The 14,626-nt window shown below is 67.1% G+C and carries 13 protein-coding genes; 8 read left to right on the top strand and 5 right to left on the bottom strand.

Translation table 11 applies throughout. From position 1 onward, the window contains the following. Positions 1-32 precede the first annotated feature (32 nt). Positions 33-1,274 carry an NAD(P)/FAD-dependent oxidoreductase gene (locus JF542_RS20945; protein WP_207077288.1) on the bottom strand — a complete coding sequence of 414 codons (1,242 nt, stop codon included), beginning with the start codon at positions 1,272-1,274 and terminating at the stop codon, positions 33-35. A 167-nt stretch (positions 1,275-1,441) separates the two neighbouring features. Between JF542_RS20945 and JF542_RS20940 the strand changes: the two genes are divergently transcribed. Next, positions 1,442-2,137: a fumarylacetoacetate hydrolase family protein gene (locus JF542_RS20940; protein ID WP_207077287.1), complete on the top strand. Its 696-nt coding sequence runs from the start codon at positions 1,442-1,444 to the stop codon at positions 2,135-2,137. Positions 2,138-2,155: 18 nt separating this feature from the next. On the opposite strand, the gene rhaD is transcribed toward JF542_RS20940, so the two are convergent. From rhaD to JF542_RS20925, 3 genes are all read right to left on the bottom strand, one after another. Continuing rightward, positions 2,156-2,998, bottom strand: a complete 843-nt coding sequence (rhaD, locus tag JF542_RS20935) for a rhamnulose-1-phosphate aldolase (RefSeq protein WP_207077286.1) — start codon at positions 2,996-2,998, stop codon at positions 2,156-2,158. A gap of 5 nt (positions 2,999-3,003) precedes the next feature. Then, entirely contained in the window at positions 3,004-4,251 is a 1,248-nt protein-coding gene (locus JF542_RS20930; RefSeq protein ID WP_207077285.1) for an L-rhamnose isomerase, read from the bottom strand. 254 nt (positions 4,252-4,505) lie between these two features. Further along, entirely contained in the window at positions 4,506-6,608 is a 2,103-nt protein-coding gene (locus JF542_RS20925) for a bifunctional rhamnulose-1-phosphate aldolase/short-chain dehydrogenase (RefSeq protein WP_207077284.1), read from the bottom strand. Positions 6,609-6,794: 186 nt separating this feature from the next. Between JF542_RS20925 and JF542_RS20920 the strand changes: the two genes are divergently transcribed. The 7 genes from JF542_RS20920 to JF542_RS20890 all read left to right on the top strand — a co-directional run bounded on the left by JF542_RS20920 (position 6,795) and on the right by JF542_RS20890 (position 13,950). Next, positions 6,795-7,601 (top strand): DeoR/GlpR family DNA-binding transcription regulator, encoded by an 807-nt coding sequence (locus tag JF542_RS20920; protein WP_207077283.1) that lies wholly within the window; start codon positions 6,795-6,797, stop codon positions 7,599-7,601. Between the two features lie 35 nt (positions 7,602-7,636). After that, the gene (rhaS, locus tag JF542_RS20915; protein ID WP_007797225.1) at positions 7,637-8,641 is read left to right on the top strand and encodes a rhamnose ABC transporter substrate-binding protein; all 1,005 of its coding nucleotides are present in this window, start codon (positions 7,637-7,639) and stop codon (positions 8,639-8,641) included. An 85-nt stretch (positions 8,642-8,726) separates the two neighbouring features. After that, a complete protein-coding gene (locus JF542_RS20910; protein WP_207077282.1) occupies positions 8,727-10,268 on the top strand; it encodes a sugar ABC transporter ATP-binding protein in 1,542 nt (513 codons plus the stop codon). A gap of 1 nt (position 10,269) precedes the next feature. Next, positions 10,270-11,253: an ABC transporter permease gene (locus tag JF542_RS20905; protein ID WP_207077281.1), complete on the top strand. Its 984-nt coding sequence runs from the start codon at positions 10,270-10,272 to the stop codon at positions 11,251-11,253. Next, positions 11,250-12,242 (top strand): ABC transporter permease, encoded by a 993-nt coding sequence (locus JF542_RS20900; protein WP_007797233.1) that lies wholly within the window; start codon positions 11,250-11,252, stop codon positions 12,240-12,242. The genes JF542_RS20905 and JF542_RS20900 overlap by 4 nt, the downstream gene beginning before the upstream one ends. Positions 12,243-12,244: 2 nt before the next feature. Then, on the top strand, positions 12,245-12,559 hold the full coding sequence (gene rhaM / locus JF542_RS20895; RefSeq protein WP_110740008.1) for an L-rhamnose mutarotase: 315 nt from the start codon (positions 12,245-12,247) through the stop codon (positions 12,557-12,559). Then, on the top strand, positions 12,556-13,950 hold the full coding sequence (locus JF542_RS20890; RefSeq protein WP_207077280.1) for an FGGY-family carbohydrate kinase: 1,395 nt from the start codon (positions 12,556-12,558) through the stop codon (positions 13,948-13,950). The genes rhaM and JF542_RS20890 overlap by 4 nt, the downstream gene beginning before the upstream one ends. Before the next feature lie 161 nt (positions 13,951-14,111). On the opposite strand, the gene JF542_RS20885 is transcribed toward JF542_RS20890, so the two are convergent. Continuing rightward, the gene (locus JF542_RS20885) at positions 14,112-14,609 is read right to left on the bottom strand and encodes a hypothetical protein (RefSeq protein WP_207077279.1); all 498 of its coding nucleotides are present in this window, start codon (positions 14,607-14,609) and stop codon (positions 14,112-14,114) included. Positions 14,610-14,626 lie beyond the last annotated feature (17 nt).

The raw sequence follows: 14,626 nt of genomic DNA, 5'->3' as shown, positions 1-14,626 counted from the left end.
TGCTGTTTGTGTTCTAATGTTTTTATGTCTCTTCAGTGAAACCGATCCGGGGCGTAGGGCGCAAGGTTGATGTTCGGGGTATGGCCCGAGATCAACTGCGAGAGGAGGCGTCCGGTCTTGGGACCGCCTGTCAAACCGACATGATCGTGGCCGAAACCCATGTAAGCGCCCCCCACGACAGGGGATTCCCCGATCACCGGCAGGGAATCGGACATCGAGGGGCGGTGCCCCATCCATTCCACGGTCTTCTTCCAGGTGAGACCCGGGATGGCGGCGCGGATCTGCTTTTCGAGCAGCGCGAAGGGGGCGCGCGACGGCGGCAGGTCGAGCCCGCCAAGCTCGACGATGCCGGCGAGCCGCAGCCGGCCGTCCATCGGGGTCGCGACGAACTTCCCCGAGGCGATCATCACCGGCGAGCGCGGCATCACCGAGGGCTCGTAGAGCTCGAGATGGTAGCCGCGCTCGGACTCGAGCGGGGGTTTGACGCCGAGCTTGGCGGCGAGCGGGCCGGACCAGACGCCGGTGGTCAGCACCGCTGCGTCGCAGGCGATGGTCTCGCCCCCGATCCGCACGCCGCTGACCACGCCCTTCTCGCGGGCGATGTCGCTCACCTCGCCAATGACCAGCCGGCCACCCTGCGCCTGCACGTGGGCCGCGAGATCCTTGACGTACTGGCCGGGATCACTGATGCGGCCGTGATCGGGGAAGCGGGCGGCGCAAGTCATCTGCGGGCCCCAGATCGGGTCATAGTCCCGGAACGCCTGATCCTCGAGCAGCTCCCACTCGAAGCCGTTTTCCTTGCGCACCGAGAAGCCGAAAGAGTCGGCCTCGTAGTCGGCGCGGGTGTTGTAGATGAAGACGTAATCGCCGGGCACGACCCATTTCTCGGCCCCGGTGCCGGTGGCGAGGGCAAGGTGATCCGACAGGCTGTCGCCGATGATCGAGGTCGCCGCCGCGGCCCGCCTGCGGGCGCTGTCGGCATTGGCATGACGCATGTATTTCATCAGCCATGGTGCCAGCTTGGGCAGGTAGGACCATTTCATGAAGAGCGGCTGGTTGGGATCGAGCAGCATCCTCGGCGCCTTGGTCCAGAGCCCGGGCCCCGGCACCGGCATCACCGAGCAGGAGGCCAGCACGCCGCCATTGCCGTGGCTGGTGCCTTCTCCGGGGCCGGCCTTGTCGATCAGGATCACGTCATGCCCGTCACGCTGCAGCCAGATCGCGGTCGAGACCCCCACGATGCCGGCGCCGATCACTGCCACTGTCTTCTTCATCTTGCACCTTTCTACACGGCGCGTCGCCCGCCGCCGCCCTTTCCTGTTGCCGGGATCAAGCGCCGCTTCGCCTTGCCTGTCAATCTGGAGGGCCGGGGAAAGGGGCTGGTATCGGGGGCGGCTCCGGGCGTAAGCCTCAAGAGACAGCACGAGACACGGGAGTTCGCATGAGCTTTGTCATCCCCCCGATGGAGACGCCTTCCATCGCCATCGCCGGCAGCGAAGACCGCTTCCCGGTCCGCCGCATCTTCTGCGTCGGGCGCAACTACGCCGCCCATGCCCGCGAGATGGGGCGCGACCCGGACCGCGAGCCGCCGTTCTTCTTTACCAAGCCCGCCGATGCGGTGGTGGGTGACGGCGCGACCATTTCCTATCCGCAGCAGACCGAGAACCTGCATTACGAGGCCGAGCTGGTGGTCGCCATCGGCGCCGGCGGGCGCGAGATCTCGGCCGACCGGGCGCTCGAGCACGTCTGGGGGTACGCGGTGGGCAACGACCTCACCCGCCGCGACATGCAGAACGCCGCCAAGGAGCTGCGCCGTCCGTGGGATCTCTCGAAGGGCTTCGACCGTTCGGCGGTGATCGGGCCGCTGGTCTCGGCCAGCGAGATCGGCCACCCCTCCGAGGGGCGCATCAGCCTGTCGGTGAATGGCACGGTGAAGCAGGATGGCGATCTGTCCGAGATGATCTGGCCGGTCGCGGACGTGGTGGCCTTCCTGTCGGAAAGCGTCGAGCTGGCCCCGGGTGATCTGATCATGACCGGCACGCCGGCCGGTGTTGGCGCGCTGGTGCCGGGCGACAGCTGTGTCGTCACCATCGAAGGACTGGGCGAGATCACCACAGTGATCGGCTCGCGCGACTAGGCGCGGGCCGCAGGCGCGTCAGTCGTCGAGCAGCACCGGCGGCGCGACCAGAAGCGTGGCGAACTTCTCGGTAAGCTGGCGCAGCATGGCGGTCGAGATCGCCTGCTTCGCGCCGCCCGCCGAGAGCACCTTGCGGTGGATCGCTGCCGCCTTCTCGACGGTCTCGACGAGCGCGAAGATCTTGTCGGGGTTTTCCTCGGAGGCGAAGATGCCGTGGTGGCTCCACGAGATCACCCGGCTGTGCGCGAGCTCGACCGACGAGGCCTGCGCGATCTCGACCGTGCCGGGCAGCAGCAGCGGCACCACGCGCACGCCATCGGGGAAGATGACGATGCATTCCGGCATTTTCTCCCAGAGCACGCGGGTCAGCCGCCTGGTGTCGAGCGGCTCGAGGAAACTCAACGCGACGAATTCCGGCGGGTGGCAATGCAGGATCATCCGCTCACGCCCGTCCGAGACGCGCTTGCGGATGGCGTGGGCCACAAGGTGGGTGGCAAACTCCGAGGTGGGCTTGGCACCCGACGAGAAGCCCCAGCATTTCTGCCAGGCGGTGCCGCCTTCGGTGATGCGCACGATGCCGAATACCTGGTTCGGTTTTTCCAGCGCGTGGCGGAAGAACTGCCCCGAGCCGGTGACGAGGAAGTACTCCCCGTCCAGTGCAGGCTCGTCGATCGGCATCGGCACCGGCTCTCCGGGGGCGAGCTCGGGATAGTGGCGAGTCAGGATGGCCTCGATCTCCTCCCGCGGCAGCCGCCACGAGAAATTGCCGCCATTGGCCTCGTTCCAGCCCATCTTCCAGCACAGATGCGCCAGCGGAGCGGCTTCCTTGACGAAGGAAATCGGATGCGTGAACGGTGCCATGGTCTCTATCCTCGCGAGGCGACAGACGCCTGGTAGGCGTCGAGATCGGAGATGAGCGGCGCGCCCGAGGGCACGCTCATGCGGTCGCAGAACTCGGCCCAGACTGCGCCGAAGGGCATGTCCTTCATCTCTTCGGTAAGCATCAGCCGTGTGGTGAAGTCGAGCGAGGTCTCGGCCGCCTTGAGCCGCGCCTGCGGCATCAGCAGCGACTCGAGCAGCGCCTTTTGCATGTTGCGCACCCCGATCACCCAGGCGGCGGTGCGGCTGATCGTGGCGTCGAAGAAATCGAGCCCGATATGAGTGCGCCCGAGCAGGTCGCCGAAGACCAACTCCTGCGCCATGGCGCGGATGCTGTCGTCGAGCAGGATGACGTGGTCGCTGTCCCAGCGCATCGGACGGCTGACATGCAGCAGGATCTCATCGACCGACAGCGCCACCGCGCTGAGCTTGTCGGCGATGTTCTCGGTCGGGTGGAAGTGCCCCATGTCGAGGCAGAGCAGGGTGTCGCGCCGGATCGCGTAGCCCATGTAGAACTCGTGGCTGCCCACGGTCATCGCCTCGACGCCGATGCCGAAGAGCTTCGATTCCACCGCGTCCAGCATCTCGGCCTTATTGCGCGTCTCGGCGCACATGGCGTCGAGCGAGGTCTCGAGCCGCTTGCGCGCGCCCATGCGGTCGACGGGATTGTCCTTGGAGCCGTCGGGCACCCAGATGTTGTTGACGCAGGCGCTGCCCTGCGCGCGCCCGAAGGCCGCCGCGATCTCGCGGCTGCGCTTGCCGTGCTCGATCCAGAAGTCGCGGATGCCCTGATCGGGGTGGCTGAGCGTCAGGTTGTCGTCGGCCTTTTCGTGGGCGAAGAAGGTCGGATTGAAATCCAGCCCGACGCCCTGGTCGCCGGCCCAGTCGATCCAAGGCTGGAAGTGCTTCACCTCGATCTCGTCACGGTCTGGCGACTCGTCGGTGTCCATGTAGCAGGCATGCAGGTTGAGCCGGTGCCGGCCGGGGATCTTCGCGTAGGCGAACTCCAGATCGGCGCGCAGCTCGTCGGGGGTGCGGGCGCGGCCGGGGTGGTTGCCGGTGGCCTGAATGCCGCCGCCGGAGCTGCCGTGGCGGGTTTCGAAGCCGACCACGTCGTCGCCCTGCCAGCAATGCACCGAGATCGGGATCGTGGCCAGCGTCGCAAGCGCGGCCTCGGTATCGACATCCCAAGCGGCAAAGGCCTCGCGGGCCATCTCGTAGCTCTTGGTGGTCATGGCGGGTCTCCTTATCAGGGGGCGGGGTGCGGCTGGCATCCCGGCAGGGCAGGCGCGCGCGCAGTCATCTGCGGCGTCCGGCCTGCGACGTTGTCATTGGGAAGATGGGGGTGGCGCGCCGGCGGCATCGCGGAGCGACGCCGCAAGGTGTCGGCCGCGCGCCGGGAACCGGGTCCGTGAGTGGTGGTCTTGTGGGAACATGCCGCATGGTCTCCTCCGGGCGGCGGGTGGGGCGGGCCGAGGCCCGCCCGCGCTCAGCGTGTGAACGCCTCCTTGTTGCCGGCATCGACGTTCAGAATGTTGCCGGTGGATTTCGCCGACAGGTCAGAGGCAAGGAAATACGCCGCCTCGGCGATGTCCTCGGGCAGCACCGAGCGCTTCAGCATCGAGCGGTTGCGGTACATCTCTTCGAGGCCTTCCTTGTCGGTGCCATAGGTCGAGGCGCGCTGTTCGAGCCATTCGCCCTCCCAGATCTTCGAGCCGCGCAGCACCGCGTCGGGATTGACCACGTTGACCCGGATGCCGGCCTCGGCACCTTCCAGCGCGAGGCAGCGGGCAAGATGAATCTCGGAGGCCTTGGCGGTGCAGTAGGCCGAGGCGTTGGGCGAGGCCGCAAGGCCGTTCTTCGAGGCGACGAAGACGATGGCGCCGCCGAGTCCCTGCGCGCGCATCAGCTTGAATGCCTCGCGCGAGACGAGGAAGTAGCCGGTGGACAGGATGTCCATGTTCTTGGACCAGAGCGCCAGCGAGGTCTCCTCGACCGGAGCCGAGGAGGCGATGCCGGCGTTCGACACGAGGATGTCGAGCCCGCCGAATTCGACCGCGGTCTCGTCATGGGCGGCGGCCACGGCGTTCTCGTCAGTGACGTTCATAAGCACCGTGCGCACCACGTCCTTGCCGTGGCGCTGGGCGAGCCCGTCCCGGGCGGCCTTGAGGTTCTCGGCGCTGATATCGGCCAGCATCACGCAGGCGCCCTCGGCGAGGTAGCGCTCGGCGGTCGCCGCCCCGATGCCGCCGGCACCGCCGGTGACCAGCGCCACCCGGCCCGCGAGGCTCTTGGGCTTGGGCATGCGCTGCAGCTTGGCCTCCTCGAGCAGCCAGTACTCGATGTCGAAGGCCTCCTGCTCGGGCAGGCCGCAATATTCGCTGACGGCCGACGCACCGCGCATCACGTTGATCGCGTTGGTGTAGAACTCGCCCGAGATCCGGGCCGTGGCCTTGTCCTTGGCGAAGGTGATCATGCCGACGCCGGGCACGAGGTAGACCACCGCGTTGGGGTCGCGGATCGCCGGGCTGTCGTCATGCTTGCAGCGCTCGTAATAAGCGGCGTAGTCCTCGCGATAGGCGGCGATCTGCGCCTCGAGCCCCTCGAGCACGGCATCGACGTTGTTCTGCGCCGGGTCGAACTCCACCACCAGTGGGCGGATCTTGGTGCGCAGGAAGTGGTCCGGGCAGGAGGTGCCAAGCGCCGCCAGCGCGCGCATGTCCGTGCCGTTGACGAACTCGAGCACCGCATCGCTGTCATCGAAATGGCCGACCATGTGCTGCTTGCCCGAGACGAAGCCGCGGATCGCCGGCATCAGCCGGGCGGCCACAGCGCGCCGGGCCTCGGGCGCGAGGCTTTCGTGCACCGCGCCGCCAAAGGCCGGCACATCGCGGGTCTTGTCGTCGAAATAGGCGATGGCCTTGTTGATGATCTCGAGCGTCAGAAGGTAGCAGTCCTTGGCGTCGTCGGCCCAGGTGAAGAGCCCGTGGCTTTCGAGCACGACGCCCTTGGCCTCGGGGTTCTCGAGGCAGAACGTCTCAAGCCAGAGCCCCAGCTCGTAGCCCGGCTTCTTCCATGGCAGCCAGCCGATCTCGTTGCCGAAGATCTCCTGCGTCAGCGCCTTGCTGTCCTTGGCGGCGGCAATGGCGATGATCGCGTCGGGATGCATGTGGTCGACATGCTTGCGCGGCACGTAGGCGTGCAGCGGCGTGTCGATCGAGGCGGCGCGCGGGTTCAGGTTGAAGGTGCAATGCGGCAGGTAGCCGACCATCTCGTCCTCGAACGCGACACCGCGATACTTGCCCTTCAGGGCGCGCAGCTTGTCCATGTAGAGCGTGGCGAAGCCATCCATCTTGATCGAGCCGACATCACCGCCCGAGCCCTTGACCCAGAGCACCTCGGCCTCCTCGCCGGTCAGCGGGTCGGTCTCGATCACCTTGGCGGAGGTGTTGCCGCCGCCGTAGTTGGTGATGCGCTTGTCAGAGCCCAGCAGGTTGGAGCGATAAAGCAGCTTTTCGGGCTCCGACATCGACGCGGCGCGCGAGTCGTCCCACAGGGTTTCGAGCCGCGGGGCGGCGGTCGTCTTGAGCATGGCTTCCTCCCATTGGCGCGGCGCGCCCGATTCAATCTTGCTCAAAACCTGCGCCCCGCGGGCGTCTCTGTCAATCACAAACAATCATGTTCAATCATTCTGCGCCGCAGAATGATCATTGATGACAGAAAATGATTGACGATGATCGGGAATCCGCGCAAGTTTCTCGCCAAGAGGGAGGACGGCATGCACGAAAGCGAACGCCACAGGCTGATTCTGTCAGCGGTTCAGGAGCGACCGGTCGCAACCGTGGTCGATCTGGTGAACCTGACGGGCGTATCCGAAGCGACGGTGCGCCGCGACATCGCCACCCTTCACATGCAAAAGAAGCTGCGTCGTGTGCGCGGTGGCGCCGAGGCCATCGCCCCGCCGCAGTTCGTGGGCCTTGCCGGTCGCACCTTCGCGGTCAACGAAACCATGCGGATCAAGCAGAAGCAGGCCATCGCCCGCGCTGCCTGCGAGCTGGTGAACGACGGTGATCCGATCATTATCAACGGCGGCACCACGACCTTTCAGATGGTGCATCCGCTGGCCAGCCGCCGGGTGCAGGTCTTCACCAACTCGTTTCCCATCGCCGAGCACCTGCTCAAGCACTCCAAGAACACGGTGATGCTGTCGGGCGGGGTGATCTACCGCGAGCAGCAAATCGTGCTGAGCCCGTTCGAGAACGACGTGACCCGCAACTTCTATGCGCGGCGCATGTTCATGGGCGCGCAGGGGGTCGGGCCGCTGGGTCTGATGGAGGCGGATCCGCTGCTGATCCAGGCCGAGCACAAGCTGATCGGCCAGGCCGACGAGCTGGTGGTGCTGGTGGACAGCACGAAATTCGAACAGCGCTCGTCGCTGGTGCTCTGTCCGCTCGAGCGGGCGAAGGTGGTGATCACCGATGACGGGATTTCGGATCGTGCCGCCGCGATGCTCGAGGCGGCGGATGTGGAGCTGATCGTCGCGCCGGTCGCGGCGGCAAACGAGGAGGATGGGGCGGCCTCCTAGGTCTTCGCCCAACACGCTTCATACGGGAGGAACTTATGCGCGTGATCAACAAGGTACTTGGAACGGTGGCGCTGGCCGCAACGATGGCGGCGGGCTTCGGCGCAACGGCGGCCTCGGCCGACGAGACGCGCATCGCGCTCGTGGTGAAGGCGCTGGGCATCGGTTTCTTCGAGGCCGCAGCCAAGGGCGCCGAAGAGGCCGCGGCCGAGCTTGGCGACACCGAGATCATCTATACCGGCCCGACCGACACCACCGCCGAGGGGCAGATCGAGGTGATCAACTCGCTGATCGCGCAGGGCGTCGATGCCATCGCGATCTCGGCCAACGACTACGACGCGCTGGTGCCCTCGCTGAAGAAGGCCATGCAGCGTGGCATCACCGTGATCAGCTGGGATTCGGGTGTGGCGCCGGAGGGCCGGCAGATGCACCTCAACCCGTCCTCGAACGAGTTGATCGGCAACATGTGCGTCAAGCTCGCCGCCGATCACCTGCCCGATGGTGGCCAGGTGGCGATCCTGTCGGCTTCGGCCACCGCCACGAACCAGAACATCTGGATCGAGGAGATGAAGAAGGTGCTGCCCGAATACGAGGGCATCGAGCTGGTCGCGACCGTCTATGGCGACGATCTCGCCGACAAGTCCTACCGGGAAGCGCAGGGCCTGATGGCGACCTATCCCGATCTCGACGCCATCATCGCGCCGACCTCGGTCGGCATCGTGGCCGCCGCGCAGGCCGTTGCCGACGCCGGCAAGGCGGGGGAGGTGAACGTGACCGGTCTCGGCCTGCCCTCCGAGATGGCCGGCGCCATCGAGTCCGGCGCGTCGCAGTCCTTCGCGATCTGGAACCCGATCGATCTCGGGTACTCGGCCACGATGATCGCCCACGCGCTCGCCTCGGGCGAGGCCACCGCCGAGCCTGGCGCGACCCTGCCGATGGGCCGCATGGGCGAGGTGACGCTCGATGACGAGGGCAATGGCGCGATGGCCGATCCTTTCGTCTACGACGCCGGCAACATCGACGAGTTCAAGTCGATCTTCTGATCGCGTCCACTTTGGACATGCCAGACGCGACCCCGGCGCCAAAGCCGCGCCGGGGCGCTCCCTCCAATCGACGGGGCGCCACGACATGCTGATGCAAACACAGACCCAGGCAGAGACAGATCCAGTGACCCGCCCGACGCCCGTTTTGGCCCTCGACGGCATCACCAAGACCTTTCCCGGTGTGCGCGCCCTCTCCGAGGTGTCGCTCAACCTCTATCCCGGCGAGGTCACCGCGCTGATCGGCGAGAACGGTGCCGGCAAGTCGACGATGGTCAAGATCCTTACGGGGATCTACCAGCCGACCGAGGGCCGCATCCTCGTCGACGGCGAGGAGACCCGCTTTCCCACCGCTCAGGACGCCGCCGACGCCGGCATCACCGCGATCCATCAGGAGACGGTGCTGTTCGACGAGCTGTCGGTGGCCGAGAACATCTTTCTCGGCCATGCGCCCCGCACCCGCTGGGGCCTGCTGGACTGGGCCGAGATCCACCGCCGCTCGTCCGAGATCCTGACCGGGATCGGCGCCGAGATCGATCCGGCCACCCGGCTGCGCGACCTCGGCATCGCCAGCAAGCACATGGTTGCGATCGCCCGTGCGCTGTCGATCGATGCCCGCGTTGTGGTCATGGACGAACCCACCGCGGCGCTGTCGCACAAGGAGATCGAAGAGCTCTACGAGCTGGTCGATCAGCTCAAGGCGCAGGGCAAGGCGATCCTGTTCATCAGCCACAAGTTCGACGAGATCTTCCGCATCGCCGACAACTACACCGTCTTCCGTGACGGCCAGTATGTCGGCGAGGGGCGCATCGAAGACACAGACAACGACGCGCTGGTCAAGCTGATGGTCGGCCGCGAGGTGGCGCATATCTTCCCCGAGCGCACGCCGGAGCTTGGCGACGAGGTGCTGGCGGTCGAGAACTATTGCCACCCGACCGAGTTCGAGGGCGTCGGTTTCTCGCTGCGCAGGGGCGAGATCCTCGGATTCTACGGCCTTGTCGGGGCAGGGCGTTCAGAGGTCATGCAATCGCTCTTCGGCATCACCCGGCCCTCCTCGGGCCGCATCCGCATCGACGGCGAGGCCCGCGAGATCGCCTCGCCCGCCGACGCGGTGGGGGCGGGGATCGTCTATGTCCCCGAGGATCGCGGTCAGCAGGGGGCCATCACCGCCATGCCGATCTTCCAGAACGTCACGCTGCCGTCACTTGGGCGCACCTCGCGCAGCGGCTTCATCCGGCTGGCGGAGGAGTTCAAGCTGGCGCGCACCTATTGCGAGCGGCTCGACCTGCGCGCCGCCTCGCTCGACACCGATGTGGGCAATCTCTCGGGCGGCAACCAGCAGAAGGTGGTGATCGCCAAGTGGCTCGCCACCCAGCCCAAGGTGATCATCCTCGACGAGCCGACCAAGGGCATCGACATCGGCTCCAAGGCCGCGGTGCACGATTTCATGGCCGAACTGGCCGGGCAGGGGCTCGCGGTGATCATGGTGAGCTCCGAGATCCCCGAGGTACTGGGCATGTCCGACCGGGTCATCGTCATGCGCGAAGGCCGCATGGTCGCCGAGCTCGGGGGCGACGAGATGACCCCCGAAACCCTTGTCCGTCACGCCGCAGGCATTCGGGAGAGCTGACATGCTGAAACGTATCCTCACCGCGCGCGAAACCATCCTTGCCGCCGCCATCCTGGCGCTTCTGGTTCTGATCGCCATGCGCTTCCCGGCCTTCGTGGCGCCCTCGAACCTGATCGCGGTGTTCAACGACACCTCGCCGCTGATGCTTCTGGCGCTGGGGCAGATGATCGTCATCCTGACCAAGTGCATCGACCTCTCGGTCGCCGCCAACCTCGCGCTCACCGGCATGTGCGTGGCGATGCTCAACATCATGATGCCGGGCCTGCCGGTGGCGGTCATCATCGTCATTGCGGTGGCGCTCGGCACCCTCATGGGCATGATCAACGGCCTGCTGGTGTGGAAGCTCGACATCCCGCCGATCGTCGTGACGCTTGGCACGATGACCATCTTCCGCGGCATCATCTTCCTGATCTCCAACGGCAAGTGGGTGAACGCGCACGAGATGTCGCCGGCCTTCAAGGCCTTCCCCCGCGCCGAGCTGCTGGGTCTGCCGATGATGAGCTGGGTCGCCATCCTCGTGATCCTCGCCTTCTTCGTGCTGATGACCCGCACCAGCCTCGGCCGCGCGGTCTATGCGGTGGGCGGCAACCCTCACGCGGCGGTCTATACCGGCATCGACGTCGGTCGGACCAAGTTCACCGCCTACACCATCTCCGGCGCGCTCGCGGGCCTGACGGGCTATCTCTGGGTCAGCCGCTACGCGGTGGCCTATGTCGATATCGCCGGCGGCTTCGAGCTCGACACCGTCGCCGCGGCGGTGATCGGCGGCGTCTCCATCGCCGGCGGCGTCGGCTCGGTCTTCGGCGCGGTGCTCGGGGCGCTGTTCCTCGGCGTGATCAAGAACGCCCTGCCGGTCGTCAACATCTCGCCCTTCTGGCAGCTCGCGATCTCGGGCAGCGCGATCATCGTCGCCGTCGCCTTCAACGCGCAGGCCAACAGGACCAAGGGCCGGGTCATCCTCAAGCAGGCGGAGGCCGCAGCATGAGCACGAGTTCCACCCATCACATCCCCGACACGCTGGTCTCGCCGCTGGCAAAGCGACTGAAAAGCTGGGAGAGCCTGCTGCTGGTGGTGGCGGTGGCGATCTTCATCGCCAACTGCTTCGCCTCGCCCTACTTCCTCAACGCCTGGAACCTGAGCGACGCCACCTTCAACTTCACCGAGAAGGCGATGATCGCCTTCGCCATGGCGCTGCTGATCATCGCCGGCGACATCGACCTCTCGGTCGCCTCGATCATCGCGCTGGCCTCGACCGCCATGGGGGCCGCGGTGCAGGCCGGGGTCGGCACGCCGGGGCTGGTGGCCATCGGCCTTGCCACCGGGCTGGCGGCGGGTGCGTTCAACGGCGTGCTGGTGACGCGGCTGGCGCTGCCCTCGATCGTGGTCACCATCGGTACCATGAGCCTGTTCCGCGGCATCGCCTATATCGTGCTCGGCGATCAGGCCTATCGCGGCTACCCCGAGAGCTTTGCCTTCTTCGGGCAGGGCTACGTTTTCTGGGTGATCAGTTTCGAGTTCGTGCTCTTCGCGGTGCTGGCGGTGATCTACGGCGTGCTGCTGCACAAGACCAATTTCGGCCGCTCCGTCTATGCTATCGGCAACAACCCCACAGGGGCGCTGTTCTCGGGCATCAGGGTGCAGCGGGTGCGCTTCGTCCTGTTCCTGCTCACCGGGCTGATGTCGGGTGTGGCTGCGATCTGCCTGACCTCGCGACTGGGCTCCACGCGCCCCTCGATCGGCTTCGGCTGGGAGCTCGAGGTCGTCACGATGGTGGTGCTGGGCGGGGTCAGCATCCTTGGCGGCTCGGGCTCGATCCCGGGCGTGGTGATCGCGGCCTTCGTGATGGGCATGGTGACCTTCGGGCTGGGCCTTCTGAACGTGCCGGGCATCGTCATGTCGATCGTCATCGGCGCACTGCTGATCGGGGTGATCGCGCTGCCGCGGCTCTGGTCGAAGCTGCGCTGGGGGGCATGAGCATGGAGAAGCACGCCTTCCGCATGGTCCTGAACGAAGGCCAGCTCGACGAGTACAAGCGCCGCCACGACGCCATCTGGCCCGAGCTCGTCGAGGCGCTGAAAGCGGCCGGGGTCGAGGATTACTCGATCCATTACGACCCCGAAACCCGGCATCTCTTCGCGGTGCTCTGGCGGCGTGAGGATCACGGCATGGCGGCGCTGCCCGCGCATCCGGCGGTGCAGAAATGGTGGGCCTACATGGCCGACATCATGCAGACCAACCCCGACAACAGCCCCGTAGAGACGCCGCTCGTACCGGTGTTTCACCTGCCATGAGCGCGCCGCGCAACATCGCCGTGATCGACGTGGGCAAGACCAACGTCAAGCTCGCGCTGGTCGATCTCGAACGGCTCGAGGAACTGGCCGTGGTCACCCGTCCCAACGCCGTGCGCCCGGGCCCGCCCTATCCGCATTTCGACCTCGAGGGCCACTGGTCGTTCTTCCTCGAGCATCTGGCGGCGTTCCACGAAAGCCACGGGATCGACGGCATCTCGGTCACCACGCACGGGGCTGCGGCGGTGCTGCTCGACGCGGACGGCGGGCTCGCCGCACCGATGCTGGACTATGAACACACCGGCCCTGATGCGATGGCCGAGGCCTACGACGCGCTGCGCCCGCCCTTTGCCGAGACCGGCAGTCCGCGCCTGCCTATGGGGCTGAACCTGGGCGCGCAGCTGCATTGGCAGCTGGCCTGCGACCCGTCCCTGAAAGACCGCATCGCCCACGTCGTGACCTACCCGCAATACTGGGGCTTCCGCCTCAGCGGCGCGCTGGCCACGGACATGTCCTCGCTGGGCTGCCACACAGATCTCTGGCGCCCCCGCGAGGGCCGGTTTTCCGACTTGCCGGGCCGCCTTGGCCTCGAGGGAAAGATCGCCCCTCCGCGCCGCGCCACCGAGGTGCTGGGCCCGATCAGCGCCGAGATCGCCCATCGCACCGGCCTGCCCGCCGACACGCAGGTGGTCTGCGGCATCCACGACAGCAACGCCTCGCTGCTGCCCCACCTGCTGGGCCGCGCCGGGCCGGTTTCGGTGGTCTCCACCGGCACCTGGGTGATCGCCATGTCGGTGGGCGCCACGGCCCCGGCGCTGGACCCCGCTCGCGACACGCTGATCAATGTCGACGCCTTCGGTCAGCCGGTGCCCTCGGCGCGCTTCATGGGGGGGCGCGAATACCAGCTGATGAGCGAGGGCCTCACCGGCGCCCCGACCGGGGCCGAGCGCGAGGCGGTGCTGCGCGACGGCATCATGCTGCTGCCCGCGGTGGTCCCCGAAAGCGGCCCCTTCGCCGGCCGGACGCATCGCTGGAGCCGCGAGCCGCGCAGCGACGGAGAGCGCCTCTTCGCGCTGTCACTCTATCTCGGGCTGATGACCGACACCTGTCTCGGGCTCATCGGCGCCGAAGGGCCCCAGCTCATCGAGGGCCCCTTCGCGCGCAATCGCGACGTGCTCGACATGCTCTCTGCCCTGCGTCCCGGCGGGGTCGAGACCGCCGCCTCTGCCACCGGCACCTCGATCGGCGCGGCGCTGCTCTTCGCGCCCGGACACAGCAGCGCCACCGCGCGCCACGACGGACCGGCGGACCCGGCGCCCTACCGCGACTATGCCGCCCGCTGGCGCGCCGCTCTCGGCACCCAAGACCGGGCACGCGCGCATCAGCCGGTCTGACCGAGCGACATCCCTGTCTTCTCTGGTTCGGAAAATACCTCGGGGGTGAATTGGCGCTTGCGCCAAGAGGGGGCAGCGCCCCCTGATCCGGTCCCTGAACCTGCCGGATGGGCGCACCGTGGCGCGATCTTGCCGCGCCACGACAGTGTCGTTGCCAGCCCTCAGGCCGCGATGCTGCGGCCGTTCGGGGCTTCCGCTTCCGCATTGCGGGCGGCGGCATAGCTCGCGGCGCCACGGCTCGGGGGTGCGCCGAGCTCGGGGGCGGATTCGCCGGTTTCGGTGCTCATGCTGGCCACCAGCAGGCTCTTCTTGAAGCTCTCCTGCGTGGCGATGGCCTCGGCACGGGCCGCCGCAAGGTCATCCTCCGAGGCGGTCTCGGGGGCGGCTGCCGTCCCGGTGGCGCCCGAGGGGGCGTCGGCCCTGGCGCTTGCGGCGCCAGACCGCTCGGACGGCTTGGCGGCGGTGCTCGCGGTTTCGTCGCTACCCGAGTTTGCCGCGACCGGCGTCGCGCCAGCGCTGGCTGTCGTCTCCTCGATGGCGGTTTCGACCGCGGAAACAGTCACGGGGGCGGTGGTTTCGGGCTCTGCAGGCTTGGCCACAGGCTGCGCCGCGGAGGGGGAGAAGAGGCCCGCTGCGGCGCTCGTTATCATACCTAGCATTCTGTTAACCTTTCTGA

The organism is Salipiger bermudensis (assembly GCF_017309175.1).
In the GTDB taxonomy this organism is placed as follows: domain Bacteria; phylum Pseudomonadota; class Alphaproteobacteria; order Rhodobacterales; family Rhodobacteraceae; genus Salipiger; species Salipiger bermudensis.
This window is presented reverse-complemented; position numbering and strand designations above follow the sequence as displayed.